The sequence below is a fragment of the Brachybacterium sp. AOP29-B2-41 genome (assembly GCF_052378395.1).
Taxonomy (GTDB): domain Bacteria; phylum Actinomycetota; class Actinomycetes; order Actinomycetales; family Dermabacteraceae; genus Brachybacterium.
Genome location: NZ_JBQSXR010000009.1, coordinates 111,305 through 138,243, shown reverse-complemented (window position 1 = coordinate 138,243; position 26,939 = coordinate 111,305). Strand labels below are relative to the sequence as shown.

Annotated in this window: 20 protein-coding genes; 9 read left to right on the top strand and 11 right to left on the bottom strand. The window is 69.5% G+C overall.

Features of this window, described 5'->3' with window-relative positions; all coding sequences use genetic code 11:
* Positions 1 to 189: 189 nt before the first annotated feature.
* Complete coding sequence (locus ACT3T9_RS10620) at positions 190 to 1,572, bottom strand: UDP-glucose dehydrogenase family protein (protein WP_444606577.1); 1,383 nt, start codon at positions 1,570 to 1,572, stop codon at positions 190 to 192.
* A gap of 112 nt (positions 1,573 to 1,684) precedes the next feature.
* Positions 1,685 to 4,447 (bottom strand): ABC transporter transmembrane domain-containing protein, encoded by a 2,763-nt coding sequence (locus ACT3T9_RS10615; RefSeq protein ID WP_444606576.1) that lies wholly within the window; start codon positions 4,445 to 4,447, stop codon positions 1,685 to 1,687.
* A 363-nt stretch (positions 4,448 to 4,810) separates the two neighbouring features.
* On the opposite strand from ACT3T9_RS10615, the gene ACT3T9_RS10610 reads away from it, so the two are divergent.
* Together ACT3T9_RS10610 and ACT3T9_RS10605 are read left to right on the top strand one after the other, a co-directional pair.
* The gene (locus ACT3T9_RS10610) at positions 4,811 to 5,527 is read left to right on the top strand and encodes a DsbA family oxidoreductase (RefSeq protein WP_442332610.1); all 717 of its coding nucleotides are present in this window, start codon (positions 4,811 to 4,813) and stop codon (positions 5,525 to 5,527) included.
* Positions 5,524 to 5,730, top strand: coding sequence for a hypothetical protein (locus tag ACT3T9_RS10605; protein ID WP_444600885.1), 207 nt, complete (start codon positions 5,524 to 5,526; stop codon positions 5,728 to 5,730). The genes ACT3T9_RS10610 and ACT3T9_RS10605 overlap by 4 nt, the downstream gene beginning before the upstream one ends.
* Positions 5,731 to 5,850: 120 nt before the next feature.
* Here the strand turns inward: ACT3T9_RS10605 and ACT3T9_RS10600 are convergent, their stop codons facing one another.
* From ACT3T9_RS10600 to ACT3T9_RS10570, 7 genes are all read right to left on the bottom strand, one after another.
* Entirely contained in the window at positions 5,851 to 6,801 is a 951-nt protein-coding gene (locus ACT3T9_RS10600; protein WP_444600884.1) for a VOC family protein, read from the bottom strand.
* A 477-nt stretch (positions 6,802 to 7,278) separates the two neighbouring features.
* A complete protein-coding gene (locus tag ACT3T9_RS10595; RefSeq protein WP_441444641.1) occupies positions 7,279 to 8,520 on the bottom strand; it encodes an amidohydrolase in 1,242 nt (413 codons plus the stop codon).
* Positions 8,521 to 8,751: 231 nt separating this feature from the next.
* A complete protein-coding gene (locus tag ACT3T9_RS10590) occupies positions 8,752 to 9,441 on the bottom strand; it encodes an NUDIX hydrolase (RefSeq protein ID WP_441444642.1) in 690 nt (229 codons plus the stop codon).
* 116 nt (positions 9,442 to 9,557) lie between these two features.
* The gene (gene glpX, locus ACT3T9_RS10585; RefSeq protein WP_441444643.1) at positions 9,558 to 10,544 is read right to left on the bottom strand and encodes a class II fructose-bisphosphatase; all 987 of its coding nucleotides are present in this window, start codon (positions 10,542 to 10,544) and stop codon (positions 9,558 to 9,560) included.
* Positions 10,545 to 10,681: 137 nt separating this feature from the next.
* Complete coding sequence (locus ACT3T9_RS10580) at positions 10,682 to 11,131, bottom strand: DUF2871 domain-containing protein (protein ID WP_441444644.1); 450 nt, start codon at positions 11,129 to 11,131, stop codon at positions 10,682 to 10,684.
* A gap of 154 nt (positions 11,132 to 11,285) precedes the next feature.
* Entirely contained in the window at positions 11,286 to 11,414 is a 129-nt protein-coding gene (locus tag ACT3T9_RS10575) for a putative transporter small subunit (protein WP_345076133.1), read from the bottom strand.
* Positions 11,415 to 11,550: 136 nt separating this feature from the next.
* On the bottom strand, positions 11,551 to 13,284 hold the full coding sequence (locus ACT3T9_RS10570; protein WP_444606575.1) for a sodium:solute symporter family protein: 1,734 nt from the start codon (positions 13,282 to 13,284) through the stop codon (positions 11,551 to 11,553).
* A gap of 545 nt (positions 13,285 to 13,829) precedes the next feature.
* Here ACT3T9_RS10570 and ACT3T9_RS10565 point away from each other — a divergent pair.
* From ACT3T9_RS10565 to ACT3T9_RS10535, 7 genes are all read left to right on the top strand, one after another.
* The gene (locus tag ACT3T9_RS10565; RefSeq protein WP_345076131.1) at positions 13,830 to 14,855 is read left to right on the top strand and encodes a Gfo/Idh/MocA family protein; all 1,026 of its coding nucleotides are present in this window, start codon (positions 13,830 to 13,832) and stop codon (positions 14,853 to 14,855) included.
* Between the two features lie 255 nt (positions 14,856 to 15,110).
* The gene (gene ngcE / locus ACT3T9_RS10560; RefSeq protein ID WP_444599199.1) at positions 15,111 to 16,541 is read left to right on the top strand and encodes an N-acetylglucosamine/diacetylchitobiose ABC transporter substrate-binding protein; all 1,431 of its coding nucleotides are present in this window, start codon (positions 15,111 to 15,113) and stop codon (positions 16,539 to 16,541) included.
* Entirely contained in the window at positions 16,541 to 17,461 is a 921-nt protein-coding gene (locus ACT3T9_RS10555) for a carbohydrate ABC transporter permease (protein ID WP_444599198.1), read from the top strand. Before ngcE ends, ACT3T9_RS10555 begins: the two co-directional genes overlap by 1 nt.
* Positions 17,461 to 18,426: a carbohydrate ABC transporter permease gene (locus ACT3T9_RS10550; protein ID WP_444599197.1), complete on the top strand. Its 966-nt coding sequence runs from the start codon at positions 17,461 to 17,463 to the stop codon at positions 18,424 to 18,426. The genes ACT3T9_RS10555 and ACT3T9_RS10550 overlap by 1 nt, the downstream gene beginning before the upstream one ends.
* Before the next feature lie 139 nt (positions 18,427 to 18,565).
* Entirely contained in the window at positions 18,566 to 19,528 is a 963-nt protein-coding gene (locus ACT3T9_RS10545) for a MurR/RpiR family transcriptional regulator (protein WP_444599196.1), read from the top strand.
* A 99-nt stretch (positions 19,529 to 19,627) separates the two neighbouring features.
* On the top strand, positions 19,628 to 20,539 hold the full coding sequence (locus tag ACT3T9_RS10540; protein ID WP_444606574.1) for an endonuclease/exonuclease/phosphatase family protein: 912 nt from the start codon (positions 19,628 to 19,630) through the stop codon (positions 20,537 to 20,539).
* A gap of 67 nt (positions 20,540 to 20,606) precedes the next feature.
* Positions 20,607 to 21,527 (top strand): ATP-grasp domain-containing protein, encoded by a 921-nt coding sequence (locus ACT3T9_RS10535; protein ID WP_444599194.1) that lies wholly within the window; start codon positions 20,607 to 20,609, stop codon positions 21,525 to 21,527.
* A gap of 102 nt (positions 21,528 to 21,629) precedes the next feature.
* On the opposite strand, the gene ACT3T9_RS10530 is transcribed toward ACT3T9_RS10535, so the two are convergent.
* Both ACT3T9_RS10530 and ACT3T9_RS10525 read right to left on the bottom strand, forming a co-directional pair.
* Positions 21,630 to 24,113 (bottom strand): pectate lyase family protein, encoded by a 2,484-nt coding sequence (locus ACT3T9_RS10530; RefSeq protein ID WP_444599193.1) that lies wholly within the window; start codon positions 24,111 to 24,113, stop codon positions 21,630 to 21,632.
* 331 nt (positions 24,114 to 24,444) lie between these two features.
* Positions 24,445 to 26,871, bottom strand: coding sequence for a glycoside hydrolase family 3 protein (locus ACT3T9_RS10525; RefSeq protein WP_444599192.1), 2,427 nt, complete (start codon positions 26,869 to 26,871; stop codon positions 24,445 to 24,447).
* Positions 26,872 to 26,939: the final 68 nt, after the last annotated feature.

The following is a 26,939-nucleotide window of genomic DNA, read 5'->3' as shown; positions in this document are numbered from 1 at the left end:
GATCAGAAGGTTGCCGAGCGGCCATGAGGAGTCGATGAGTCGTCGATGAGGAGGCTCTCATCCCGTTCACCGGCCTGTGACCAGGGGTGACGGCGCTTCCATGAGGTCGAAGCCGGTAATGCCCGTGCTCGGCGGCTCACGGTACCGTCGCCCGGGGTGAGGCCGAGGAGAGGCCAGGGTGAGGCCGGGTCAGAGCAGAGCGGGGACCGCCGGTATCGAGGCAGCAGGCTGCTGGAGTGCGCTCGAGTCAGCGCGGCCGAGGGAGCGGAACTCCCAGCCGGCCTCCGCCCAGCGCCGAGGCTCGAGCACAGTGCGGCCGTCGAGCATGCGCGGCACCGCCACCAGGTCAGCGGCCCAGACCGGGTCGAGGTCGCGGTATTCGCGCCATTCGGTGAGCAGCAGCGTCAGCTCCGCGCCACGCAGTGCGGCGGCCAGCTCCGCCTCCACGGTCAGGCCCGGCACCCGCTGGGCGGCGTTGGCGAGGGCCTGCGGATCGGTGACCGTGACGCGCGCTCCCGCCTGCATCAGCCGGTCGGCGACATCGAGGGCCGGGGAGTCGCGCACATCATCGCTGTCGGGCTTGAAGGCTGCGCCGAGCACGGTGATCCGTCGGCCCTCGACCCCGCCGAGCATCTCGCCGGCGAGCTCGACGGTCCGGGCCCGGCGACGCTCATTGATCAGGTCCACCTCGCGCAGGAAGCCGAGGGACTCCCCCACACCGTGCTCCTCGGCGCTGGCGATGAAGGCACGGATGTCCTTGGGCAGGCAGCCGCCGCCGAACCCCACCCCGGCGCGCAGGAACTTCGCCCCGATACGGTCATCCATCCCGATCGCCCGAGCCACGTCGGCGACATCCCCGCCTACGGCCTCGCACATCTCGGCGATCGCGTTGATGAAGGAGATCTTGGTGGCCAGGAAGGCGTTGGCGGAGGCCTTGACCAGTTCGGCGGTCTCATACCCCATCACCAGGCGGGGCACCCCGGCCGCGAGCAGCGCGGCGTAGACCGCGTCGAGCATCGCGATCACCGCCTCGGCCTGCGGCCCCTCGGGCTCGCGCAGCCCGTAGACGAGCCGGTCCGGCTCCAGGGTGTCCTGCACCGCGAAGCCCTCGCGCAGGAACTCGGGGTTCCACAGCAGCTGCACGCCCTCGACCTGCTCGACCTGATCGGAGAGCCGACGGGCGGTGCCGGCGGGGACGGTGGACTTGCCCACCACCAGCGTCGGTGCGCCTCCACGAGCCGCGAGCACCTCGCGCAGGGAGTCGATGGCGGATTCAAGATGAGAGAGGTCCGCGCCGAAGCCGTCCTTGCGCTGTGGGGTGCCCAGGCCCAGGAAGTGCACCTCGGCGGGCTCGAGCTCCGCGTAGTCCGTGGTGAAGCGCAGCCTGCCACTGCGCAGCCCCCGGCGCAGGATCTCCTCGAAGCCCGGTTCGTGGAAGGGCGCTCGCCCTGCCTGGAGGGCGGCGATGCGGTCGGCGTCGATGTCCAGGCCGATCACCTCGTGGCCCAGCTCGGCCATGGCGGCCGCATGCACCGCTCCGAGGTACCCCACTCCGATCACGGAGATCACCATCAGCGTCGCTCCCTCCTCGCTGACCCCGAGCGGGCCAGGCCCTGTGTGCACCGTGGCAGGCGCAGGTGACGTCGAGGTGACGTGGCGATGGAAGGCAGGGAAGGAGCTGGAGTCAGCGGGAAGTGTCGCCCGTGGCGCGCATCCACGCCGCCAGCCAGGAGTCCGGGTCCTCGGCGAGCTGCCCGGGGGCGCCGTCCTCGGCGAGCACGCCGCTCTCGAAGCACAGCACCCGGTCGGCATCGAGAACCGACTGCGGCTGGTCGCTGCTGACCAGAGCGGTGCGTCCGGCGGTGAGGGAGTCCAGGGCGCGATGCACCGATTCGTGGTCGGCCGGGTCCAGCTCGGCATCGGCGCCGTCGAGCAGCACCACCGTGGCGTCACGCAGCAGCGCCCGGGTGATCGCGATCCGACGACGCTGCCCATCAGTCAGCGCCTCCCCCCGGCGGGCGAGGAGGGTGTCGTACCCCTCGGGCAGCAGGGTGATGAACTCATCGGCGCCACTGCGGCGAGCCGCCTCGACGACCTCGTCGTCGGTGGCGTCAGGCCTGCCCACCCGGATGTTCTCCCGCACGGTCTCGCTGAACAGCGCCGATCCGCGCTGCACCACGGACAGTGCGCTGCGCAGATCCGCCAGGGCGAGGGTGCGGGTGTCGTAGCGATCCAGCAGCACCCGCCCGCTGTCGGGCTGGTCCAACCGCAGCAGATAGGACAGGAGCGCGGAGGCCTCGGTGCCGTCGCGCCCCACCAGGGCCACGCGCTGACCGGCCGGGATGATCAGCGAGATGTTCTCGAACAGCGGGCCCCGCGGCCCAGCGGTGCTGAGCGCCGAGTACACCACCTCTCCGCGCAGCGCGCCGAGGGCCTGGGGGCGAGCGGGCTCGGAGATCACCGCACGATGCTCGAGCAGCGCCCAGATCCGGTCCCCGGCGGCAGCGATGGCTCGCAGCCCGGTCGAGTGGTGGACGATCTCGCGGGCCAGGACCACCGCGATCAGCACAGCGGCGATCACCATCGTCAGCTCGCCGGGGGTCATGGTGCCGGCGTTCATGCGCCAGCCGCCCAGGAGCAGCGCTGCGCCGACGCCCAGCCCGGCGATCAGCTCGCCGAGGAAGTCGCCGACGGCGCTGCTGCGACGGGCGACAGCGTGCGAGCGGGCGGAGCGACCGCCGAGCTCGGCGAGGCTGCGCTGAGCCCGCTGTTCGAGCCCATAGGACTGGATGGTGCGGGTGGAGGCGAGCAGCTCGTGGGCCGTCTCGGCGAGGCGTGCCCCATCGGCTTCGGCAGCCGTCTCCTTCCGTCGCTGCGCGGACTGGGCAATCCGCGCCACCAGTGCGTAGAGCCCCGCGGTGACCAGCACGATCGCCGCGGCGATCGGTTCCACGACCAGCATCATCACGGTCAGCGATGCCAGTGCCAGCAGGCCTGCCGCCAGGCGCGGACCGGTGTGCGCGACCAGGTCGCGCAGTCGTGCCACGTCCTCGATCAGCAGGGAGCCGGTGCGGCCGAGGCCTTCGCCGTCGCGCCCAGGGCCGAGCAGATGGACATGACCGAGCAGGCGACCGCGCAGTGCGGTGGCGACGTGCCCGCCGATCCGGTGCAGGGCGCCGACCGCGAGGGCACGGAATCCTGCCTGCAGGGCCACCAGGGCAGCCAGCGCTCCGGCGGCGAGCAGCAGAGCGGTGACGGGGTCGCCCCCGATGCCGGTGGGGGCAGTGGAGCCGGCGCCGGCCGCAGCGAGCGCGGCATCGATCGAGTATTTGAGCGGGAAGGGCAGGGCGACGAGAGTCCAGATGCTCAGCACCAGGGCGCCCAGGCCGACGATCAGCGTCGAGCGGTGGGCCTGCAGATCGGGGAGCACGAGGTCGAGGGCGGCGCCGAGGGTGCCGGCTCGCCGGGCCTGGTCTGCGGTGGGCGCGGGGTCCGTGGTGGACGCGGGATCCGCGGTGGACGCGGGATCCGCGGTGGACGCGGGATCCAGCGTCAGCGCGGGCCGCGGCGGAGCCTGAGTCTCGACGAGGCTCGGCGACTGCCCGGCAGGTTCACGCACCGGCTCTGGCTCCGGCAGGGACTCAGGCCCGGCCACGGGCTCGGGCTCCGCAATCGGCTCCGACACACGCACTGGCGCTGGCTCGGGCTCGGGCTCGGGCATTGGTTCAGTATCGGACTCGGGCTCGGGCACGAACTCGAACTCCGGCTCCGGCTCCGGCTCCGGCTCCGGCTCCGGCTCCGGCTCCGGCTCCGGCTCCGGCTCCGGTGCAGCAGCATCGCGGATGACCTGCCAGCGCTCCGCAGATTCGGGGTCCTCGGGACTGACTGCCACCGGCTCCCCACGCGGCTCGGGGTCGGGGCCGGGTGGGAGAACCGGGATCTCGTGGGTGGACGGCGTCGGCTCACCCGCTGGGTCCTGGACCCAGAGGTCAGCGGGAATAGCGTCCTCCGCTGCGGGGCGCGATACCTCCTCGACCGCGAGGTGCGGCGACCTCTCCCCCGCGGAGTCGCGGGCTGCGGGACGTCGGAACGGACGTGCCGTGGCACGGGGCGCTCGTCGCAGCCGGACCCCGCGCAGGGACGGAGAGGTGGGGCTGTGCGGAGTCGCCTCTGCCGCGCTGGTGTCGGCATCGACGTCGGCACCGGCGGGATCGTCGGCCGGAGCAGCCGGCTTCAGGAGTTCGAACCTTCCTGGTGCGGCCGCGTGCACGGTCTCATCCGCCGCGCCCGGCGCATCCCAGGCATCCCGCGCCAGCTCATCCGACCAGGTCGGCGGTGCGGTGCGACGTTTCGGGGAGCCGATCTCGATCCATGCGGGCTCTGCGGCCGTCTGCTCGGTGTCCCTGGCGTTCCGGAGGGGGACGTCGGGGGTGGCGTTCGTGTTCATGCGCTCTGCTCCTCCTGGCATCGCTGGGCAGCCCGGCAGGTCACAGCGACTGCGGGGCTGTGGTGCGGGGCGCGGTGGTTCACGGTGGTCATGGCGGTCCTGAGAACGTCGGGTAGCGATGCCCGGAGGCACGGACCGGGGCGGGAGGCGCTCCAGTCTGTCATCGTCCGTGGCAGTGCCCATGCTGGACGGGCTCGGTGAACCCCAGGTGAGACGATGATGAGGACTTCCTCAGTCTGCGCCAGGAGCGGAAGCGCCCACCCCACCCCGTCTCGCCCCGCCCTTTCGAGGGCCCGCGCAGCAGAATTTTCAAGGAAAGTGGTGGCCGTGTCACCACCCCCGAACCGCTGACGGAGGATCCCGATGACCCAGAGCCCTGAGAGCCGGACCGCACCGAGCGAGCCCACCGAGCCGCTGATCACGATCGACGTATGGACCGACGTGGTGTGCCCGTGGTGCTACATCGGCGAGTCCCGCCTGCACGATGCGATCGAGGCGGAGGGCCTCAGCGACCAGGTCCACGTGCGCGCCCACTCCTTCGAGCTGGATCCGACCTCGCCCACCGACAGCGTGAAGGACAACATCGCCCACCTGGTCGAGGCCAAGGGCATGGACGAGGCGAAGGTGCGCGAGATGGAGGCGCAGATCCAGGAGATGGCCCAGGAGATGGGCCGCGAGTACGTCACCGGGCGGCCGATGGCGAACACCCGCGGCGTGCACCGCGTCATGCAGGCCATCGGCGAGGCGCACGGCATCGACGCGGCGACGGACTTCTTCATGCAGCTCCAGCGCGGCTACTTCACCGGCACCATGAACCCCTTCGAGGCCGAGACCGTGATCGCCCGCGCCGTCGAGGCGGGCCTGGACGAGCAGGCCGCCCGCGCCGCGCATGCCGGCGAGACGCACGATGACAAGGTCGAGGCAGAGGTGCGCGAGGCCGCGTCGATGGGCGCGCGCGGTGTGCCGTTCTTCCTGTTCAACGACAAGTACACCGCCCCCGGGGCACTCCCCACGGAGTCCTTCCGTCAGGCGCTGCGGCAGATCGCCGACGAGGCCCGGGCCGAGCGGGCCCAGGCATGAGCATCATGCAGCACGGCACCGGCAGCACGGCCGACGGGGCCGACGCGACAAGGGACGGCGCCGCGGCGACGGCGGAGGCTGCACTCGCGGCACCTGCGGCGGAGACGACCGATGCCCCCGTCGCGCTGACCTCACTCACCTCCCTGCTGGGCGGGACGATCCAGGGCGGGACGAGCTGCGAGGTGGACGGCACCTGCGACTAGCGCGACCAGGCCAGCGTGAGCTCGACGCTCACCCGCACCCAGCCGCACGAAGCCGCACAGAAGAAGGGACGCCCGGATGCGCCACTGGGGCGCGTCCGGGCGTTCCTCTGTCCTCGCTGATCAGCGGGCGAGCAGCTCCTCGGTGCTGGTGCCGGGCAGGCTGAGGGTGACCGGAGTCCCCCAGGGGTCCTGGACCGAGATGGAGCGGCCGTCGTCGGCGAATCCGATGCCCGCCCTGGTGAGGCGTGCGGTCAGCGCGTCGAGGTCCACCCGGGCCGGGAGGGTGATGGCGACGTCGGCCAGCCCCAGGCCTGCGGCGCGCGGACCGGCACCGCGGCTGTTCCAGGTGTTCATCGCGACGTGGTGGTGGTATCCGCCGGCCGCGGCGAACAGGGCGCCGGGATGGTTGCCCGCGGTGACCTCGAAGCCGAGGGTGTCGATGTAGAACCGGCGTGCGGCGTCCACGTCACCGACCTGCAGGTGCACGTGGCCGACGATTCCCGGGCGGATCCCCGGATCGGCCTGGACGTCCTCGGTGAGGTGCTCACCGAGATACTTCTGCGGGTCGATGAACAGGGAGTCCATGGCGACTTCGCCGTTGTTCCACTGCCACTGGTCGCGGGGGCGGTCCCAGTACAGCTCGATGCCGTTCCCCTCGGGGTCGGCGAAGTAGAAGGCCTCGGAGACGAGGTGGTCGCCGGTGCCTGCGAAGCGGGAGTGGGGATCCTGGGCGGCACGCAGCACGGTGCCGGCGAGCGCAGTCTGGTCCTCGAAGAGAAAGGCGGTATGGAACAGTCCGGCCTGGCCGGGGTCCACGGCGGGCAGACCGGGGGTGGCCACCAGCCGCACGAAGGGGACGTCCCCGCGGCCGAGGATGCGGTGGACCTCGCCGTCCACCCGCGCTCGCTCCTCGATCGGGCTCAGCGCGAGGGCGTTCTCGTAGTAGGAGCTCATCAGCTCGATGTCACCGACGCGCAAGGTGACGGCGTCCATCGCGAGATCACCGGAAAGGTGCCGCTCATCCACTGCGTCGCTCTCCGTGCCGGTGGCGGTGAGGGGGGAGGAGATCATGGCGATCCTTTCGATCGAGGGGTCGATGGATCCATCATCCCCCGAGTTGGTAGAAAATTCAACCAGAGCGGACTGTGGAGTGGCTCATGGGCGATGACCTGAGCGGCACGCCGGGCTGTGGCGCGAGATGCAGAGGCGGGCGGCAGGCGCCGGTGCGGGCGCTCGCGCGGACGTTCGCGCGGACGCTCGTGGAGGCCCTCCGGAAAGGGTTCAGGGCGGTGAGCTCAGCTCACCGCCCTGTCCCCAAGTCTGCTCTCCCCTGCCGACTCGGGGCCCTCCCGACCTCGACCCTCGAGATGCTCGAGGGGAGGCGTGGGCTCCACGATAGGCGGCCCGACGATACTTGTTCCGGGACCTAGTTCCCTCGCTGTGGAGGCTCACACCACCGACTGGAACGAACGTTCCTGCTGGTCACACCTTCGCATCAAGGGTCCGAGTCGAGCCCGCAGACCCGGGGAACGGCCGGTTCCCGCTCCCTCAGGCGGGCGTCCCGGTCACGTCCGGACGCGCCGCATGAGCCGCGGCGAGCTGCTCCGCCCGCTCGAGGAGCGCGGCGCGGGAGCCCGCGGTGGTGGCGACGTCGCGGATCACCCAGGCCATCGCCACTGCGGCGTCGTCCATCAGCCGGTAGCCCTCCACGGAGGCGGCATGACCCGCGAATTCACGGGTGTGCAGCGCTCCCCCGGCACCGCTGATGCCGACGAAGGGGTGGAGGCCGGGCACCCGCTGCGTCACGTTGCCCATGTCGGTCGAGGCGGCCATGACACCGAGCGAGCCGTTCAGCGGCCGGCCGAGTCGCTCCATCGCCGCATTCCAGGCGGCCCCCAGCACCTCATCCTGGCGCAGCGGCTCGTAGACGGGCTCGGTCTGCTCGATCTCGAGGCTGGCGCCGGTCGCGACCGCACCCGCCTCGAGGCAGGCGAACAGCTGGTCGCGCAGCGCTTCGAACTCGGGCATCGTCAGCGCCCGGCATTCGAAGTCGACCACGGCGGTCTCGGGGACGATGTTCGTGACCCCGGACTGCTGCGGAACCAGGGCCAGGCGCTGGCCGTCCTTGATCCGCTGGCGCAGCAGACCGGCCGCGACCTGCGCGACCACCGCGGCGTCATTGGCGTTGATGCCGTCGGTGGGATTGGCGGCGGCGTGAGCGCCGCGACCGGTGTAGGTGGCGCGCCAGCGGCCGACGGCCTGGCTGGTCGAGCCCAGCACGTCATAGGTGTCCGTGTGCGGAGTGGGGTGGCTCATCAGTGACAGGTGCACACCGTCGAAGATGCCGCGCTCGATGAGCAGCTGCTTGCCTCCTCCGTGCTCCTCCGCGGGGGTGCCGATCACCTGCAGCGTCACGTCCAGCGTGGGGACGAGCTCCGCGAGTGCCAGCGCGGCACCGAGCGAGGCGCCGGCGATAAGATTGTGCCCGCAGCCGTGGCCGATCCCCGGCAGCGCGTCGTACTCGACGCACAGCGCGGCCACCAGGGAGCCGGAGCCGAGGGTGGCACGGAAGGCCGTGGGCAACTCGGCGATGCCCCGCTCGACGGTGAAACCGGCCTCCTCGAGGAGTCCGGCGCAGCGGTCGTGGGCGCGGCGCTCCTCGAAGGCGGTCTCCGGATCCGCGTGGATCGCGCGGGCGAGGGCATGGACCTGCTCGCGCTGGGCGCCGTAGGCGGCGGCGAGGGTGTCCTCGGCGAGGTCTGGCTGGGGGGTGGTGGCGTCATCAGTCACCCGCTGATCCTGCCATGATGCCCGCCCAGGCGGGCGCGCTCGGAGCGCGCCGCTCGGGCTGGAGCGTCAGAGGGCCAGAGCCAAAGGGCCACGGTCAGAGGGTCAGCGGGTCACGGTCAGCGGGTCAGCGGGTCAGCGGGTCAGCGGGTCAGCGGGCCAGGGTCAGCAGGCCGGACGCTCAGAAGGCCGCAATTACACCCCGATCACGGGGACGACGCCGCAGCTGCGGCCTCAGTCGCCGTTGCGCAGCAGCGGCGGCACCAGGTAGCTGCCCTGACCCGCGCAGTAGAGGCGCGCCGGGCGCCCCCCGGTGGGTGCGGCATGCCGGTCCAGCTCCACGAGGAAGCCGTCGGTGCGGGTGGCCTTGCGGTGGAAGTTGCCGGCATCCAGGGTGGTCCCCCAGACGCTCTCGTAGACCCCGCGCAGCTGCGAGACCGTGAACTCCTCGGGCAGGAAGGTGACGGCCAGGGTGGTGTACTCCAGCTTGCTGCGCGCCCGTTCGATCGAGGATTCGAGCACGGCGGCGTGGTCGAAGGCCAGCGTGACCTCGCCGAGGTCCTCGAGCGCCCACCAGCGGGCATCGGCCACGTCATCGCCGCGACGGGGATCCGGGAGATCCGCGCCGAGCGCCATGAAGGACACCGAGACGACGTGGCCGCGGGGGTCACGCCCGGGGGTGCCGAAGGTCCGCACCTGCTCGAGATGGACGGCGCCGCTGCCGAGCGAGGCCTCATCGGACAGCACCCGGTAAGCGGCCGCATCGAGATCCTCGCCGTGCTGGATGAATCCGCCGGGAAGCGCCCAGGCACCTCGGTGGGGCTCGTCCTCGCGCTGGATCAGCAGCACGTTCAGCACGCCGTCCCGGAGGGTCAGGACGGTGAGGTCGACGGCGACGTGGATCTCGGATGCGGTGGGAGCCATGTGTCCAGATTAAGCATAGTTATGGTCAGATTGACTTCAACTGCAAGGCGACTCACAGGTAGCCACCGCACGGTCGGCCTCCGAGCTCCGGCACCGAGTTCAGTCCACCGCGGAGCTCAGTCGGTGAGCCAGCGGTCCCACTTCTCCGCGCGGTGCTCGGCCTCCACGATGCGCACGGTGCCGGAGGTGGAGCGCATGACGATCGACTCGGTGACGATGCGGTCTCCTCGGTATCGCACGCCGCGCAGCAGGTCGCCATCGGTGATGCCGGTGGCCGCGAAGTAGCAGTTATCCGTCGCGACCAGGTCATCTGTGGTCAGCACGCGGTCGAGATCGTGCCCGGCGTCGATCGCCTTCTGCTTCTCGTCATCGTCGATCGGGGCCAGCCGGCCCTGGATCATGCCGCCGGTGGCCTTGACCGCGCAGGCGGCGATGATGCCCTCCGGGGTGCCTCCGGTGCCCAGCAGCATGTCGACGCCGGCGCCGCGGGCCGCCGCGATGGCCCCTGCCACGTCGCCGTCCATGATGAACTTGACGCGCGCCCCGGCCGCCCTGATCTGCTCGACCAGCGGTTCGTGCCGCGGCCGCTCGAGGACGCACACGGTGACCTGGTTGACCGGCTTGCCGAGCGCCTTGGCGACCAGCTTGATGTTCTGCTCGATCGGGAGCCGGAGGTCCACGAACTCCGCGGCCTCCGGGCCCACCACCATCTTCTCCATGTAGAACACGGCCGAGGGGTCGTACATGCTCCCCTTCTCGGCGACCGCGAACACCGCGAGCGCGTTGTTATAGCCCAGCGCGGTCAGTCGGGTGCCGTCGATCGGATCCACCGCGACGTCGACATCCGGGCCGGTGCCGTCGCCCACGGACTCACCGTTGAAGAGCATGGGGGCCTCGTCCTTCTCCCCCTCGCCGATGACGACGGTGCCGTTCATCTGCACGGTGTCCATGAAGGAGCGCATCGCGTCGACCGCTGCGCCGTCGGCCCGGTTCTTGTCCCCCGCACCGACCCAGCGCGCTCCGGCGATGGCGGCCGCCTCGGTCACCCGGACGAGTTCAAGGGCGAGGTTGCGGTCGGGAGCATTGGAGGCGGGGGTGATCATGAGGTCTCCTCGTCGTCGAGTTCAGGGCGATGTCATGGCCCGAACCTGCCGTCTCGACAGGCCGAGCGGTGCCTGACGTGCTCCTCGGACTCTACCCGGAGCGGAGTGCGCGCGAGGAGACTCGGGGCCCCTCGCCCTCAGGCGGTGACGGACTCCCGCTCCGCTGCCACGGTGCGGTCCTTGAGGGCTGCGCGCAGGGAGACGAACAGGGCGAACAGTCCCACGGTGAGGATGATGTGCCCGAGGCCCGCGATGCCGGGGATCGCGGCGGTGGTGGTCGCGGGGTCCTGGCCGTCGAGGGTGAGGATGCCGCGCACGGCCTGCATCACCACGGTGAGCAGCAGGCCGATGTTGTAGGTCCAGTAGAATACCGTGAAGGAGCGGCGGCCGGTGAGGGAGAAGACCGCGTCCAGAGCCAGCACGATCAGGAAGACCAGCATCCCCAGCGCTAGGAAGTGGGTGTGGAGGGTGCTGAGCTGGGTGTCGACCCCGAGAGCGTCGGTGGCCTTGGTGTACTCGCGGTAGAAGAGGCCGGAGGCGACGCCGAGGATCATGTAGACGAATGAGGTGCTGAGCAGTCGGTTCATGTCATCAACACTAGAAAGCGTGCCGAGTCCTGTGATCGGCCAAAGGGTTGATCTGCGCTGGTCCGTGCAGGACGGCGCCCGCCGTCCCCGACAGTGCGGGGGCGACGGGCGCCGTCGTGGTGCATGGCCCGGGACCGGGTCAGACAGTCCCGGATCAGACGATCATGCGGCCTTCGTCGCGGGCTTCCTTGGCGTCCTTGGCGAAGCCGCGGACGATCGTGATCAGGATGCCGAGCACGAGCACGGGCCACATCAGCACGTAGATGGTGAGCAGAGCGGTCATGACTGTTCTCCTCTCAGAGGGTGCGGACCGGCCGGAGCACGGTCACGCGGGGGACGGAGCGGCGGCCGGTCCGGTTGCCGCGAATGGATGGCGCAGCCGCCACGAAGGGGTGGCGCAGTTGCCGTGGACGGGCTGATCAGCTGTCGGTCGAACGCCCCACAGCAGCGGTGGCGCCCGGGAGGTCGATGTCCTCATCGGCGGTGAGGGTCTCGTCGTCGAAATCGCCGGTGACCTTGCGGATCGAGGAGAAGTCGAAGTTCTGCGTCGACCGGAAGCTCAGCAGGTAGCAGACCAGGAAGGAGACCGAGTAGGCCACCAGCGAGCCGGAGAGGGTCTCGAAGTCGCGCAGGTAGCCGAAGCCGAAGGGCAGCACTGCGAGGATGGAGACGACGCCGACGATCACGGCCACGCGCTTCCCGAAGAAGCCGAAGCTCATGATGCCGAGCACCACGCCCACGCCGATGATGGCGAGCAGCTCGACCACCAGCGCCCAGACCCCGGTGATCGGGATCAGCGCGAAGCGCACCGGCAGGAACACCACCAGGGCGGCGATCACGGAGAGGGTGAACGCCTTGTTGGTGACCTTCTTCCAGTAGAAGGAGGCGATGACCGGGAACACCAGGCAGCCCCACAGGGCGCCGACGAACACCAGCAGGTCCAGGATGTTGAACCTCGCCGTGGCGAAGTAGAGGGCCAGGCCCGTGGCGACGATCATCGTGATCCGGCCGATGAGGATCATCAGCTTGGGGTTCACGTTCTTGCGGCCGACGGACTGGCCGTAGATATCCGTCATCACGATCGAGCTGAGCGCGGCGAGGTCGGAGTCCGCGGTCGAGGACAGGGAGCCGATGATCATGATGAACGCGAGCGCGACCAGTGCCACGGGCAGGTAGGTGCCCACCATCTGCGGCATCAGGTTGTTGACGTCGCCGCCCATGGGCTCGACGCCCAGGTACAGGGCCATCACGCCCAGCATGCCGATCCCGATCACGGTCGCGCCGTAGCCGATCGTGGCGGTGATGAAGGTGGGCTTGATGAGGTCCTCGCGCACCGCGAACAGGCGCTGGGCGATGGTCTGGTTGCCGATCGCGTACGCGAGCACGGCGGCGATGTACGGGGCGCCCTGGTTCATGAAGGCGTCGGAGGAGAAGAAGCTCTCCTGCTGCGGGGTGACGTGGCCGGCCGCGACCCCCTCGGCGAACATCGACGGGCCGCCGGCCAGGAAGAACACCGCCGGGATGATGATCACGGCGGCGCCGAGCATCGCCATCACCTGAGCGAAGTCGGTGAGCACGGAAGCACGGAAGCCGGACCACAGGGTGTACATCAGCACCCCGGCGGCGATGATCAGGATGCCCGCCCCGAAGCTGAGCGGGGAGAGCATCGCGATGATCGCGCCACCGGCGATGAAGTTCGAGGTCAGGGAGATGACGGAGCCCAGCACGTTGGAGCCGGCGAGCATCAGCTGCGAGGAGCGGCCGTGGCGGGCGTACATCACCTCGGCGAGCGTGTGGGCACGCGGGGCGACCTTGCGGATCCGCTTGCCGAAGGGGTAGATGAACAGGATCATCAGCGCCCCCCAGAGCCCGTAGTGGATGGGGCCGGAGACGCCGTAGGTGTAGCCGGCGGTGACCGAGGCGTACATCGACGATGCCCAGATCCAGGTGGCGGTCATCGAGGCGGCGGAGATGCCGAAGCCGATCCTGTTGCCGGCGGTCATGTAGTCGTCGGCGTTCTCCTTCTTGCGGGAGATCGAGACGGACATCCACATCGTGGCGCCGTAGAACAGGATCAGGAGGAGCAATACTCCGATGATTCCTAGCTGGACGATCTCACCTGAGGGCGCGGGCGGCACTGGGCTTCCTTTCATTGCGGACAACTGGTCTCCTGCAACCGGTCATCCGCGCACGCTGCTCAGAGCGCGCTGACATCAGGGCGGAGCCCTGCGGGGCCGACCGGCAATCGGCCCCCTCGCACGAGCCGTTCGTCGTCGACCCGGGCGGCGCCTGGCGCCTGCTCCGGGGACGGGACGGCGGCCGCAGCTCTTCGTCCCTCCCGGGACGGTCCGCGGCTCACATCGCACGTGGAGCCGTATAGATACTCGCACAGTGCATGCCGCTTGGCTACCGGACGGGTAACATATCGATAAACTATGCAGGTCACAGCGCGTAAACTTTTTGTCGGACAAACTGATTCCGGGTAGCTTTTCAGTCGATCTGCATGTCGATGCACTCTGCGTTCCCCTCGCCCGCTCGCCTGCATCCTTCCCGTCCGCTCGCCCGCCTCCTCCCCGTCTGCACTCTCCCCAGAAGCGTCGAATGCATCCGATGGCATCTACTCGCTCTCCCGCAGACGCCCCACGTAAAGTGCGGACATCGACGTCGGTCGCATCGGTGCGGCCAGAAATGAGGAGACATGAGCGCCAGGCGCATCGGACTGATCGGGTGCGGCGACGTCTCGGTCGTGCACTTCGAGGCGATCCGGGACATCGAGGGACTCGAGCTGGTGGGTGTCGCCGACACTGACCCGCAGGCGCTCGCCCGCGCCACCGAGGCCACCGGGGTCCCCGGCTTCACCAGCACCCAGGAGCTGATCGATGCCCTGAAGCCCGACGCGGTGCACGTGACCACCCCGCACGACGAGCACATCAACCCCACCCTCACCGCGCTGGCCGCCGGGGTGCATGTGCTGCAGGAGAAGCCCCTCGCGCACACCCTCGAAGAAGGACAGCGCCTGGTGGACGCCCTGAAGAGCGCGGGTCCCGATGCTCCGAAGGTGGGCATCTGCTTCCAGAACCGCTACAACCTCGCCAGCGAGCGCCTGCGCGAGCTGCTCGCCTCCGGTGAGCTCGGCGCGGTGCGCGGGGCCTGGGCCTCGGTGGTGTGGACCCGCAGCGCGGACTACTACCGTGCCAAGCCCTGGCGCGGCACCTGGGCGAACTCCGGTGGTGGCCTGCTGATCAACCAGGCGATCCACACCCTGGACCTGGTGCAGTGGCTGCTGGGCGGCGTGGAGCGCACCGACGGGCACGTCGCGACCCGCAAGTACGGGGACGTGATCGAGGTCGAGGACACCGCGGAGCTGCTGCTGCATCACCCGGGCGGCGTGACCACGTCCTTCTACGCGACCCTCACCGCCCCCCAGCACCGCCCCGTCGAGGTCGAGCTGGACTGCGAGAACGCCTACGTGACGCTGCGCGGCGGCACCGATGGCGGGCTCACCATCCGCTGGGCCGACGGGCGAGTGGACACGATCGGCGAGCGCTCGGTCACCTCCGGCGGCCGCTCCTACTGGGGCGTCTCCCACGAGCTGCTGATCCGGGACTTCTACGAGCACCTCGAGGACCCCGAGCCCTTCTGGATCGGTCCGCAGGAGGCGATGGCCTCGCTGGAGATCCTCAAGGAGGCCTATCGGCTGAGCGGCGTGGGCGCGGGCGCCTGAGCTCTGCGGCGACCGCAGGACCGCACTTCCAGTCGGGGCCCCGTCGACACACCGACGGGGCCCAGACTGCTTCGACGGCGCGGCGGAGGAGGGGCTCGTGATCATCACGCCCTTCTGCTCCAGCCCCATTGCCGAAAATTGTTAACAACAAAAACCCACAACTGAGCGGATATTTTCATTCCTCAGACATCGCCCGGCCACCTCGGCCGCGCAGGCTGACGGCGTCACCTTCTCCTGGACGTCGAAAGGCCTGCCATGTCTGCGCTCCCCGGCTCGAACTCTGCATCCCGTCCCCACCTCCGCTCCTCCCGTCGTGCGTTCCTCGGCCTCGCCGGCGCACTAGGCGCCGTCGGCCTCTCCGCCTGCGCGACCTCCGGCGCCCCCGCCGATGAGGACCCCGCGGCCTCCACCGCCGAGACCAGCCCCGAGAACCCCTTCGGCGTCGCCGGCGGCGAGTTCCAGGCCTTCGTGTTCGACGGCGGCAACGGGCTCCCCCACCTGGATCTCACCAAGGAGCTGCTGCTCGCGGCGCACCCCGAGCTCACCGCCGACATCGTGGGCACCGAGGACCTCAGCACCCTGCAGCCGCAGTTCGTGAACCAGACTCCGCCGGACCTCTTCCAGAACTCCGGCGCCGGAGCCCTGGACGTCACCTCCCTCAGCGCGAACGAGCAGCTGGCGAGCCTCGAGGATCTGCTGGCCGCCCCCAGTTGGGATGACCCGGCGATCACCGTCGAGGAGTCCCTGAACCCGGGTGTCCGCGAGGAGGGCATGATCAACGGTCAGCTGGTCGGGCTGAACACGGTGCAGTACGCGTGGGGCATCTGGCACGACACGGCCCTGTTCGAGGAGAAGGGCTGGGAGATGCCCCGCACCTGGGACGAGCTGATGAGCCTGTCCACCGACATCAAGGCCGACGGCATCTACCCCTGGGCCTTCACCGGCATGCACCCCAGCTACTTCGACGAGGGCGTGCTCCAGCCGCTGGTCTCCAAGATCGGTGGCCAGGAGGTGTGGAAAAACGTGGACAACCTCGAGGAGGGCGCCTGGCAGCAGGACGCGATCCGCAAGGCCGCCGAGGCGCTGCTCCAGCTGCGCACCGATGAGCTGATCCTCCCCGGCGTCGCCCAGATGACCCACATCCAGTCGCAGACGGCCTGGCTGAACCACGAGGCCGCGTTCATCCCCGTCGGCGCCTGGCTCGAGAACGAGATGAAGTCCGCGATCCCCGAGGGCTTCCGCATGGCCGCCGCCGCACTCCCCTCCCCCGATCCCGCGATGGCGGATCTGACACCGAACAACGCCGGCGCCGGCTGGTTCGTGCCGGCGGCCGCCGCGAACCAGCCCGCCGCCTTCGAGTTCCTGCGGGCCCTGCTGTCCAAGGAGGTCTCCCGGAAGTACGCCGAGCTCAGCAACAGCGTGACCATGGTCGCCGGCGCCCATGAGGGCCAGGAGCTCAGCGAGGCCTTCGGCACCATCACCGCGATGATCGACCGCTCCAACCAGGTCGAGCCCTGGCAGCGCGTGAAGTACTCCGCCTGGTACCCCTCGATGGCGGAGGAGACCCGCGCGGCGCTGATGGCGCTGATGATCGGTGACCTCGACGTGGACGGCTTCCTGACCCGCTGCCAGGCCAAGGCCGACGAGGTGGCGAAGGACGACGCGATCGCCAAGCAGACCCGCTGATGCACCAGCGCGGACGGTGGTGGCTGATCATCACCTTCATCACGCCGGGCCTCGCCCTGTACTCGGTGTTCGTGCTCTCGAGCTTCGCGCAGGGGGTCCAGATCTCCTTCACGAACTGGACCGGGTTCACGCCCTCGCTGGAGTACGTCGGCCTGGACAACTACCTGCGGATGGCGCGGGACAGCAGCTGGTGGCGGGCGGTCTCCCACAACGCCGCCCTGCTGGTGGTGATCCCCGTGGTCACCCTGGGGCTCGCGATGCTGTTCGCGGCGCTGATCACCCGGGGCGGTGCGGGCAACCTCCGCGCCACCCGGGGTGCGGATCTCTACCGGGTGCTGTTCTTCTTCCCGCAGGTGGTGCCGGTGGTGATCATCGGCATCATGTTCAGCTACCTCTACTCCTCCCGGGGCGGGCTGCTGGACGGGATGCTGCGGGCGGTGGGCACAGATGTGCTGGCCGTGGTCCCGAACGGACCGCTGGGCAACCCCCGCACGATCCTGCTGGCCATCGCGCTGGCGGCGGTGTGGTCCTCCGTCGGCTTCTACATGGTGCTCTTCCTGTCCGCGATGAGCGGGGTGCCGCAGGAGCTGTACGAGGCGGCGGCGCTGGACGGGGCGGGGCGGGTGCGGAGCTTCTTCCACGTGACCCTGCCGCTGATCTGGTCCCACGCCCAGACCGCGCTGATCTACCTGGGCATCGGCACCCTGGACTCCTATGCGCTGGTCGCGGTGATGTCCATGACCGGAACGGCCGCGGACTTCGGGGCCGACGTGATGTCGACCTACCTGTACCGCACGGCGTTCTCCTTCAACTCGCAGTTCGGCTACGCCTCCGCGATGGGCACCGTGATGATGCTCGGATCGGTGGCGCTGGCCCTGCTCACCTATCGGCTCACCAAGCGCGAGGAGCTGGAGTACTGATGACCACCCCGCTGTCCTCGACCTCACCGTCCACCACCACGGGGCCCTCTGCCCCGCCTGGCATCCGACCGCCGGGCGACGCACCGTCAGCCCCCACGGTGCGGCCGGGCCGGCCCCGGCGCGGCCGGCTGCTGTCCGGCACCCCGCACCTGATCCTGCTGCTGTGGGCCCTGGCCGTGCTGATCCCGCTGGCCTGGATCGTGATCTCCTCCCTGAAGACGAACGAGGAGATCTACAACAGTCCATTCGGCCTGCCCGGGGAGCTGCGGCTGGAGGTCTACCTCGCAGCCTGGCAGGAGTCGAACATCGGCGCCTTCTTCGGCAACACCATGATCGTGGTGTGCGGCGGAGTGCTGCTGACGATGCTGCTCGCGGTGATGACGGCCTACGTCATGGCCCGCTACCCCTTCCCCGGCAGCCGGGTCCTGTACTGGCTGTACCTCGCGGGGATGACGTTCCCGGTGTTCCTGGCGATCGTGCCGCTGGTGCGGATCGTCCAGTCACTCGGCCTGTTCCAGACGAACTTGGGCCTGGTGCTGGTGTACGCGGCGTTCTCCCTGCCGTTCTCGATCTTCTTCCTCACCGGCTTCTTCCGCAGCCTCCCCACGGAGCTCTCGGAGGCCGCCTTCCTCGACGGTGCCGGACACTTCGGAGTGTTCTTCCGGATCATGCTCCCGCTCGCCCGGCCCGGCCTGGTCTCGATCGGGGTGTTCAACTTCCTGGGCCAGTGGAACCAGTTCCTGCTCCCGCAGGTGCTGAACCCGCAGCAGGACGAATCCCGGTCGAACTTCGTGCTCAGCCAGGGACTGGTGGCGCTCGCCCTCGGCGAGAACTACGAGACCTCGCCGACGTCGATGGCCCAGCTGTTCGCGGGCCTGATCATCTCGATGCTGCCGGTGCTGATCCTCTACATCATCTTCCAGCGCCAGGTGCAGGAGGGGCTGAGCGCCGGCGCCCTGAAGTGAGCTCCTCACAGAAGCCACCCGAGTGCGCTGTTCCCGTGAGCTGTCCGCACCGACCGTGCCATGATGCCCGGCACCGGTGACTCAGGCCCGGTCGGGTTGATCCGGCCGGGCCCCGAACGACCAGGAAGGTCCCCCTCCGATGCCTCCCCTCGACCATGACGCGGCAGGGTCGCCGCGCCCTGCGGCCGACGCAGCACCAGCACCAAGCCAGCCGGTCGGCGCACTCCCGCAGGCCGATCCCGGCCAGGAGCAGCTTCCCGTCCTCGCCCTGCTGCGTACCGCGCTGCCCACCCTGTCCCCGCAGCTGCAGCTGCTGGCCCGGCTCGCGCTGGAGTCACCGGCGGAGGTGGGGAGGATGACGATCACGGAATACGCGGAACGGGCAGGGGCGTCGGCCGCCTCGGTCACCCGGCTGTGCCGGACCCTGGGGATCGAGAAGTTCACCCGGCTCCGCACCGAGCTGGTGCTGGCCGCCGAACGCACCGGTGCTTCGCACATCCCGCGGATCTCGGGCGATATCACCGCCGATACTCCCCTGCCCGAGCTGGTCACCAGCCATGCGGTGCTCGGTGCCCGCTCGATGGAGGAGACCGCACGCCTGCTGGACATGGAGACCTTCGAGAGCGTGGTGCGGGCGCTCGGAGAGGCCTCCCACGTCTACGCGATGGGTGCCGGGTCCGCGCACATGATCGCTGTCTCCCTCGAGCACAAGCTGCGCAGCCTCGCAATCCCCGCGAGCAGCTTCCTGGATCCGCCTTCCGCGGTGATCGGTCTGGCCGCCGCCCGGCCCGGGGACGTGCTGGTGGTGGTCTCCGAGACCGGGACCGCGAGCGAGACCGTTCCTCAGCTCACCGAGGCGAAACGACGTGGCTGCCACACGGTGCTGATCACGCGGCTGTCCTCCTCCCCTGCGATCGAGCAGGCCGATCATGTGCTGCTCGCCGTCCAGGACCGCACCCCGCTACGCACCGGCGCGCTGACCAGCCGTATCTCCGAGCTGTTCCTCACCGACTGCCTCGCCAGCGGCGTGGTGGTGCGCCACCACGAGCGGTCGCTCGAAGCCCTCGGCTCGGTCGAGGAAGCGCTCGAGCGCTACTGGTGAACGCGCGCCGCCCCAGCACCGCGCCCCGTCCCCGACCGGTTTTCCGGTGCATTCCCGAGCCTCACATCCCGCATCCCGCATCCCGTTCCAGGAGTTCGCATGACCCCGCCTGACCAGTCCGCTCCCGTCGCCGCCACTGCCACTGCCACTGCCACTGCCACTGCCACTGCCACTGCCAGCAGCATTCCCGCCCGCAGCGAGTCCGCAGCCGCCCTGCACGTGATGAGCTTCAACGCCCTCTTCCAGACGGATACCTCGACCCCCGAGGATCCCGGGCACTGGCCGCGGCGCGCTCCCGCGATCGAGGCGCTGATGGCCGCCGAGCGGCCCCACCTGCTGGGGCTGCAGGAGATGCAGGCCTGGACCTACGGGCCCCTCGAAGCGGGCCTGGGTTCCAGCTATCGCAGCGTGGGGGTGGGAACGCGCGGTGGCAGCGACGGACTGATCAACCCGATCTTCTACGACACCGAGCGGCTCGAGCTGCTGGCCTGGAACCAGTTCTGGCTCTCGGACCGGCCTCGCGAGATCGGCTCGCGCACCTGGGGGAACGCCGGCCCTCGCGCGGCGGTCTGGGCCCGGTTCCGAGACCTCGCCACCGGGCGGGAGCTGGCGCACGTGAACACCCATCTGGATCATGTGATCACCCAGGCGAAGGTCAAGGGCGCCCAGCTGATCGCCGATCATCTGCGGCAGTTCCACCTGCTCGACCTACCCACGATCACCACCGGCGACTTCAACTCCGTCGCGGAGTCCTCCCCCGCCTACGAGGTGCTGATGGGAGACCTCGGCCTGCAGGACTCCTGGCTCGCCGCCGAGCAGCAGCTGAGCCCGGGCTGGAGCACCTTCCCCTTCTTCGGCGAGGTCGAAGAGTCTCCCTTCCGCATCGACTGGATCCTGCTCAGCCAGGGCGTGCAGGTGCTGGACGCGAGGATCAACGACACCCGCCCGGACGGGATGTTCCCGAGCGACCACCTGCCGGTCCAGGCGCGGGTGGTGCTGCCGGTCGCCTGAGGGCACGGCACGGGCCTCGCCCGGACATCCCGCGGCCGTTGCGCCGCTCTTCACTAGGGTCGCGCCCATGACCCGTATCGGCATTGTGATCACCCACCCCGACACCTTCCTCGCCGCGGACCCTGAACTGGATTCCGTGCCGCTGGTGGCGGCGCTGCGACGTCGGGGAGTGCACGCCGAGCAGCTGGTGTGGCACGACGGTGCGGTCGACTGGGCGAGCTACGACCTGGTGGTCCTGCGCAGCCCCTGGGACTACTCGCTGCGCCCGGCGGAGTTCGAGGCCTGGCTGGACCGTGCTGCGGGGCTCACCCGCGTGCTCAACGAGCCGGAGCTGGTGCGGTGGAATATGGACAAGCGCTATCTCGAGCAGCTTGCCGCGGCGGGCATCCCCGGGGTGCCCACCAGCCATCACGACACGGAGGAGTCCCTCGTACAGGCGCTCGCCGCCGCCTGCCCCGCGGCCGACGGGGCAGTCTCGGCCGACGAGGCCCCGCATGTCATCCTCAAACCCACGGTCGGTGCCGGCGCCCTGCAGACGGGCCTGTTCGTGCCCGAGGACCCGGCAGCTCTGGCCCTGGGCCGCGAGATCCTCGTCGGCGGCGGCGTCGTGATGCTGCAGCCGGAGGTGGTCGAGCTGTCCGAGGGCAGGGAAAAGGCGCTCTACGTGGTGGACGGGCGCTTCACGCATGCGATCGCCAAGGGCGCGCTGCTGGCTCGGGGCGGCGGGCTGCTCGGGGGCACCTACCGGGAGCGCCCCGCCGTCGTCGAGGCGACGCCGCAGGAGCGGGACTTCGCAGAGCAGGTGCTCGCTGCTGTCGCCCAGGTCACGGGCCTGCCCACCCCGCTGTACGGGCGCATCGACGTCGTGGTCTCCGCACGCTACGGCCTGGTGCTGCTCGAGGCGGAGCTGTTCGAGCCGCTGTTCAACCTGCCGCTGGTCTCCGCGGTGACCGAGACGTTCGCGGAGGCGATCCTCGCGCGGCTGTGAGACTCGGCCCCCGCACTCGGTGCGCGGTGCCCGAACCCCGAGTGGTGGCTTTCGTGCGCACCCGGCCTGTCTCGTCGGTGTCGCTGAATCCCTCCTGCCTTCTCAGCCACGGGACAGCTCGAGGGTGCGCACCGTGGTGTTCCCCTTGGCATCCACGAAGACCAGGTTGCTCCCGAGCCGGTAGGTCGCGGCAGCATTGTTCGCGATCGTGAAGGACTGCGTCCGCTCCGCGGAGGTGCCGTCGAGGTAGGTCTCGGTCACCGAGATGGTCAGCTCGTTCTCCTTCCCTGCCAGGCGGGTGATGACGGCGTTCGCCGCGGCGGAGGCTACGGTGTCGAATTCCCGCACCGCGGACCATGGACTGGCCCCCACCGAGTTCACTGCCCGCACCCGAAACCCGAAGAGTGGGCCGTTGCTGAGCCTCACCCACTGCGCGTCGCCCTCCTTCACGTGAGCGAACTGGTCGATCGCCTGCGTGATGAGCTGGGGACCGAGGGGGCCACGGGGAATGGTGGCGAGGGCGTTCCACTCACCGTCGCCACGGTTGACCTGCACGTCGTACTCGCTGGTGAGAGCATCCTCATCCTGCCATTCAAGGGTGAAGGTGCCCGCATGGACAGCGATCATCCCGTTTGCACCCAGCACCTCGCTGTTGGCGGCGAGGCCCGTGATCTCCGGGGCGACGGGCCTGTCACTCGGCGCGTCGGCTGGCTGACGTCCCGCCGTCGCCTCGATCGACCCACGAAGCGCATCCACTGCCGGGGTGGAGTCCGTGGCCTCGACCGTGTTCTGGGGCGTGGGGCGGAACGTCCAGTCCAGCTGAGCGGGGAGGACGTCTCCACCTGTCGGGGTCATCGACGGGTTCGTCTCGGTCGATCCATCGGCCACCACCACTCCGATGTCGAGTGCAGGGTCGAAGTAGGTGTTGCCCCTGTCGATGATGGTGTTGGGCTGCAGCGCGAGCAGCGCCTGCCGCAGCTCCTCCAGAGATTCCGCAGTGATCGTCTCGGACCCGTCAGTCATCACGTCGGACGCCCGACGGAACCCCGCGATCGTCTCCGGGAAGTCCCCGTCGGTCACGACCTCACGGGTGAGCGTGAATCCCGGTTGGTCTCCGAAGAACTGGTTGAGACCGGCGTTGGCGGCTTCGGACTCTCCTGGTCCCGGCCGGTAGTCGATCGGCTGGAATCCGCGTGAATGTCCCTGGCGGCTGCGCAGGAAGGGGAAGTTCACGTTGTCGAAGATGTTGCCCTCGGCCCAGATGTTCGCGTTGTGCCCGGCTCCCACTCCGTAGCCGGTGTTCCGCTCCAGCAGGGAGTTGTGATGCGGGTGCCCTTGAATGTCCTGATAGAGGTTGTTGAACACGTGGATGCGGCCGCCTCGGACCCGTGGCGTCCGTTCCTCGGAGCCATGGAACCAGTTGTGCTCGAGGGTTCCGTAGTGAGGATCCATCTCGGCTGCGTTGCCGCCGATCAGCATCGCCTTGCTGCTGCCGGCGTAATGGTTGGAGGAGACCGTGTAGTTGCGGGCGCTGTTGCCGATGTCGGTCGATCCGTCGCCCTTGGCGTTGTCTGGGTCGTGTCCGAGGAACAGGTATCGGTTCTGACCGACTCCGAAGGTGTTGTGGTCGATCCACAGGTTGGAGGCGCGCAGCTCGAAGCCGCCGCCATTGATCTCCAACGCTTTGCCGTAGTTGTTGTCGAACCGCAGATTGCGGATGACGATGTTCGAGGCTCCGCCGGTGTTGATGCCCCAGCCGTTGATGACGGCATCCGGGCCGACGCCCTCGAAGGTGATGTTGCCGCTGCCCGAGGCGAGTTTCAGCATGCGGTTGTTGGCGTCGCAGACCGGCGGCACCACGCTGCCGGAACGGCTGATGTTCCGGTCGACGGTCTCGAACGAGCCGACGGTCCCGAGGACGCGGATCACCAAGGGTTCCCGATGACCAGCATTCCCGGGCCGGGAGGAGACGACGGTCGGCTCGCCACGGCTGGGCCCGGCCAGCGAGACGTCCATGTTCTCGTGAGTCACGTAGACGACGGCGGCGTCCGGATCGAGCCGCCCGTCTGCGAGATATCCGCCGACGGCGCCTTCGAGCGCGAAGTCATTGCTGCCCTCGAAGCCATGGCTCTGATCGGAGGGGACGAACGCAGCGCCGTTGCGGGGGAACGCGACAGTTCTCAGATCGGACAGGGTGTGCAGGACAGCGCCACCCGCGTCCCGCACCTGAATCTCGTAGACACCCTGGGGCAGACCGAGCACGTCAGCCCGCCAGGTCCCACGAGCTCTATCGACCACACGGACCAGAGGCGAATTGTCCGCGTCATTGACCAGAGTCCAATTCGTCAGCCACCCCGTGATCGGACTGCCGTCCCGCCAGTCGACGACATCGCTGCCCCGCACGAACACCTCGTAGTCCGCATCGACATCACCGGCCCAGGTGACGTGCGCAGTCTCGTACCAGGTGCTCGCCGTCGGCTGCTCCGCGGGACGCGCTGGCGCCGAAGGCCCCTCCGCTGCAGCGACTGTTCCCGCCTGAGCTGGCGCTGTGGCCAGCACCGATCCTAAGAAACCGGTTCCCGACATTGCCAGCATTGTGCGTCTCTTCATGGGTCATCCCCTCGGTGATCCACGGCGTCTTCGTGGGCGCCTGCATCATCGCGGCGCGGGCACGCCCGGCTGCGGGAGTGCTCGGGAGCGCCGTGACACCGAAGAACACCGCTCCGCTGCGAAGTGTAGGCAGGCACCCCTGCGGACGGCAAGCGTTTACCGCACTCTTGGGTACCCGGACCGGACAGAGCCCGGTTACCTTCCGGGGGACGGCACCCAGCCACACGGAGCCGTGTCGAGACGTGGGCCCAGCGGGCTCGTCGGCGGAGACAAGCAGACGACCCATCGGTCGGTCACCCCCAGCAGCTCACTCCCCCCGCCGCTCCGCGATCCCGCTGCGCAGCAGGTAGCGCAGCACGTTGCTCGCCGTGCGCTGCATCTCCCCCAGGGTGAGGCCGTCCTCGCGGGCGAAGGAGTCCATGATCGCGTCGTCCCGAGTGGTCCCGAAGTGGACCTTCGCCCCGGGCATCAGCACATCGACCTGCGCCCGCACTCGGTAGGCGCTGTCGCGCAGGGCCGGGAAGTGCGGATCGGGCTCGTTGCGCATCCACCAGTCGGTGACGACATTGCCGTCGTAGCCCCACTCCCCGCGCAGCACCGTGGTGACGAGGTCGTAGTGGTAGTGACCCCACACCCCGTTGATGCGGTTGTACGAGGTCATGAGGTTCTGCGGGGGCGCGACACGGACCAGGATCTCGAAGCCGCGCAGGTAGATCTCCCGCAGGGCACGCTCGGAGACCCGGGAGTCGCTCACGGTGCGCTGGGTCTCCTGATTGTTGGCGGCGAAGTGCTTGGGGCAGGCGGAGACCCCCTGGGACTGCACCCCGGCCACGATCGCACTCGCCATCGCTCCGGTGAGCAGAGGATCCTCCGCGAAGTACTCGAAGTTCCGCCCGCACAGGGGATCGCGGTGGATGTTCATCCCGGGGGCGAGGATCATGTCGGACCCCTTGTCGAGCATCTCCTGACCATGCAGCACCGCCAGCTCGCGCACCGCCTGGACATCCCAGGAGGATGCGAGCGCGGTGCCGCACGGGAGCAGCGCGGCGATCGTCGCCAGCCGCAGCCCGGAGGGCCCGTCGGTCGTGGTCGCGGGCGGAATCCCGCGACTGCGCAGGGCTTCGGTCACCCCGCCCAGCGTTCCGGCGTTCCCGGGAGCCCCCAGGGGGCTGTCCATCACGAGGTCGCCGTAGGCGAGGCTCGTGAGCTCCTCGGGGCTCAGCGTCGCGACGAAGTCCGACAGCTCCGCACGCCCGGCGAGCACATCCTCGAAGCTCACCTCAGAGCTTCCCTCCGCGCCCTCGACGAGGTCGAGCGCAGGCGGGAGCCGGTCCAGGATCCGCTGGGCGAGATCGACGCTTGCGGTGGGCACCGGCTCCCAGCTCACCTGCGCATCGCCGCCCTCCCCGCGGCGCACCACCATCCGGTCGAAGCCGTGGCCGGGCTGGACCGCGGCGACCTCCTCCAGCTGCCGCACCACTCTCAGCTCCCCGACCTGGACCGAGCCGACCAGGGCTGCCTGGCGCACGTCGGTGCCGACGAACACGCGGTACTCCCCCGGCTCGAGCACCCAGGCGCTGCGGTGTCCGGTCGCGCCGGTGTCGTCGTAGCTGGCCAGGTCCTCGAGCTGGACGGTGAGGGGAACGTTCTGGTTCTGGCCGGGCTCGAGCTCGGTAGTACGGGCGAAGGCGGCGAGGGAGCGGGCAGGCTTCGACAGCGCGCCATCCGGGGCCTGGACGTAGAGCTGGACGACCTCGGAGCCGCTGCGCGCTCCGGTGTTGGTGACGGTGGCCTGCACGGACAGTCCGGCGTCGGTGGCTGCGACTCCCGACGCGGCGATCTCGAAGGAGCTGTAGCCGAGCCCGAAGCCGAAGGGGAACAGCACCTTCTCCTGTGCGAAGGTCTCGAAGTAGCGGTAGCCGACGAAGATGTCCTCGACGTACTCGCTCACCTCCGGGTCACCGAAGTTCCCGGCCGAGGGGTAGTCCTCGTAGCGGTGGGCGATGGTGTCGGTCAGGCGTCCGCCGGGCTCGACCACCCCGGTGAGCACGTCGGCCGCGGCGCGCCCGCCCTCCATCCCACCGGACCAGGCCAGCAGCACTGCGGAGAGCGGGAAGTCCTCGACCCAAGAGAGGTCGATGACGTTGCCGGTATCCACCAGCACCACGGTGCGCTCGAAGCTGGTGGTGACCTGGTCCAGCAGCTCTCTCTCCGCGGTCGAGAGGTAGTACGCGCCCGGCTCGAGGACGTTGTCACGGTCCTCGCCGGCTGCCCGGCCGATCACCACCACGGCGCTGTCATTGCGCGCGGCGGAGGCGGCGATGATGCCCGCCGCGAGCTCCGGCTCGGGGAAGGAGCGGGGCCACTGCCCCCAGTCCTGGCCGGGATCTGCGGGATGCTGCGCGGAGAAGGCCTCGTAGAGGGCGGCGAGCTCCTCGTCGACGATGACCTCGCCGCCCTCCCGGAGGGAGTCCAGCAGGTTGGTGACATACGGCGGGTTCACATCGCCGCCGGAGCCGTAGCCCACCGCGATCCAGTCCTTCTGGATGCGGCCGAAGACGGCCACCCGCGAACCCTGTGACAGCGGCAGCACGCCGTCGTTGCGCAGCAGGATGGTGCCGCGGGCGGCAAGGGAGCGGGCTCGGGAGGCCAGCTCGGGGTCGACGCGCTGCTCTGCATCGGGAGCAGCGGCGGTCACGGCGGTGGAGGTCTGCGAGAGCAGGGTGTCGGTCATGGTGCAGGCACTTTCGTCAGCGGCACCGCCAGAAGCGGGCCGCGGGATGGAGCAGGCCGATGACGGGC

Coding starts and splice junctions, on each gene's coding strand:
- ACT3T9_RS10620 (WP_444606577.1), bottom strand. CDS start 1,572: ATGGTGATCTCCGTGATCGGAGTGGGGTACCTCGGAGCGGTGCATGCG.
- ACT3T9_RS10615 (WP_444606576.1), bottom strand. CDS start 4,447: ATGAACACGAACGCCACCCCCGACGTCCCCCTCCGGAACGCCAGGGAC.
- ACT3T9_RS10610 (WP_442332610.1), top strand. CDS start 4,811: ATGACCCAGAGCCCTGAGAGCCGGACCGCACCGAGCGAGCCCACCGAG.
- ACT3T9_RS10605 (WP_444600885.1), top strand. CDS start 5,524: ATGAGCATCATGCAGCACGGCACCGGCAGCACGGCCGACGGGGCCGAC.
- ACT3T9_RS10600 (WP_444600884.1), bottom strand. CDS start 6,801: ATGATCTCCTCCCCCCTCACCGCCACCGGCACGGAGAGCGACGCAGTG.
- ACT3T9_RS10590 (WP_441444642.1), bottom strand. CDS start 9,441: ATGGCTCCCACCGCATCCGAGATCCACGTCGCCGTCGACCTCACCGTC.
- glpX (WP_441444643.1), bottom strand. CDS start 10,544: ATGATCACCCCCGCCTCCAATGCTCCCGACCGCAACCTCGCCCTTGAA.
- ACT3T9_RS10580 (WP_441444644.1), bottom strand. CDS start 11,131: ATGAACCGACTGCTCAGCACCTCATTCGTCTACATGATCCTCGGCGTC.
- ACT3T9_RS10575 (WP_345076133.1), bottom strand. CDS start 11,414: ATGACCGCTCTGCTCACCATCTACGTGCTGATGTGGCCCGTGCTCGTG.
- ACT3T9_RS10570 (WP_444606575.1), bottom strand. CDS start 13,284: ATGAAAGGAAGCCCAGTGCCGCCCGCGCCCTCAGGTGAGATCGTCCAG.
- ACT3T9_RS10565 (WP_345076131.1), top strand. CDS start 13,830: ATGAGCGCCAGGCGCATCGGACTGATCGGGTGCGGCGACGTCTCGGTC.
- ngcE (WP_444599199.1), top strand. CDS start 15,111: ATGTCTGCGCTCCCCGGCTCGAACTCTGCATCCCGTCCCCACCTCCGC.
- ACT3T9_RS10555 (WP_444599198.1), top strand. CDS start 16,541: ATGCACCAGCGCGGACGGTGGTGGCTGATCATCACCTTCATCACGCCG.
- ACT3T9_RS10550 (WP_444599197.1), top strand. CDS start 17,461: ATGACCACCCCGCTGTCCTCGACCTCACCGTCCACCACCACGGGGCCC.
- ACT3T9_RS10545 (WP_444599196.1), top strand. CDS start 18,566: ATGCCTCCCCTCGACCATGACGCGGCAGGGTCGCCGCGCCCTGCGGCC.
- ACT3T9_RS10540 (WP_444606574.1), top strand. CDS start 19,628: ATGACCCCGCCTGACCAGTCCGCTCCCGTCGCCGCCACTGCCACTGCC.
- ACT3T9_RS10535 (WP_444599194.1), top strand. CDS start 20,607: ATGACCCGTATCGGCATTGTGATCACCCACCCCGACACCTTCCTCGCC.
- ACT3T9_RS10530 (WP_444599193.1), bottom strand. CDS start 24,113: ATGTCGGGAACCGGTTTCTTAGGATCGGTGCTGGCCACAGCGCCAGCT.
- ACT3T9_RS10525 (WP_444599192.1), bottom strand. CDS start 26,871: ATGACCGACACCCTGCTCTCGCAGACCTCCACCGCCGTGACCGCCGCT.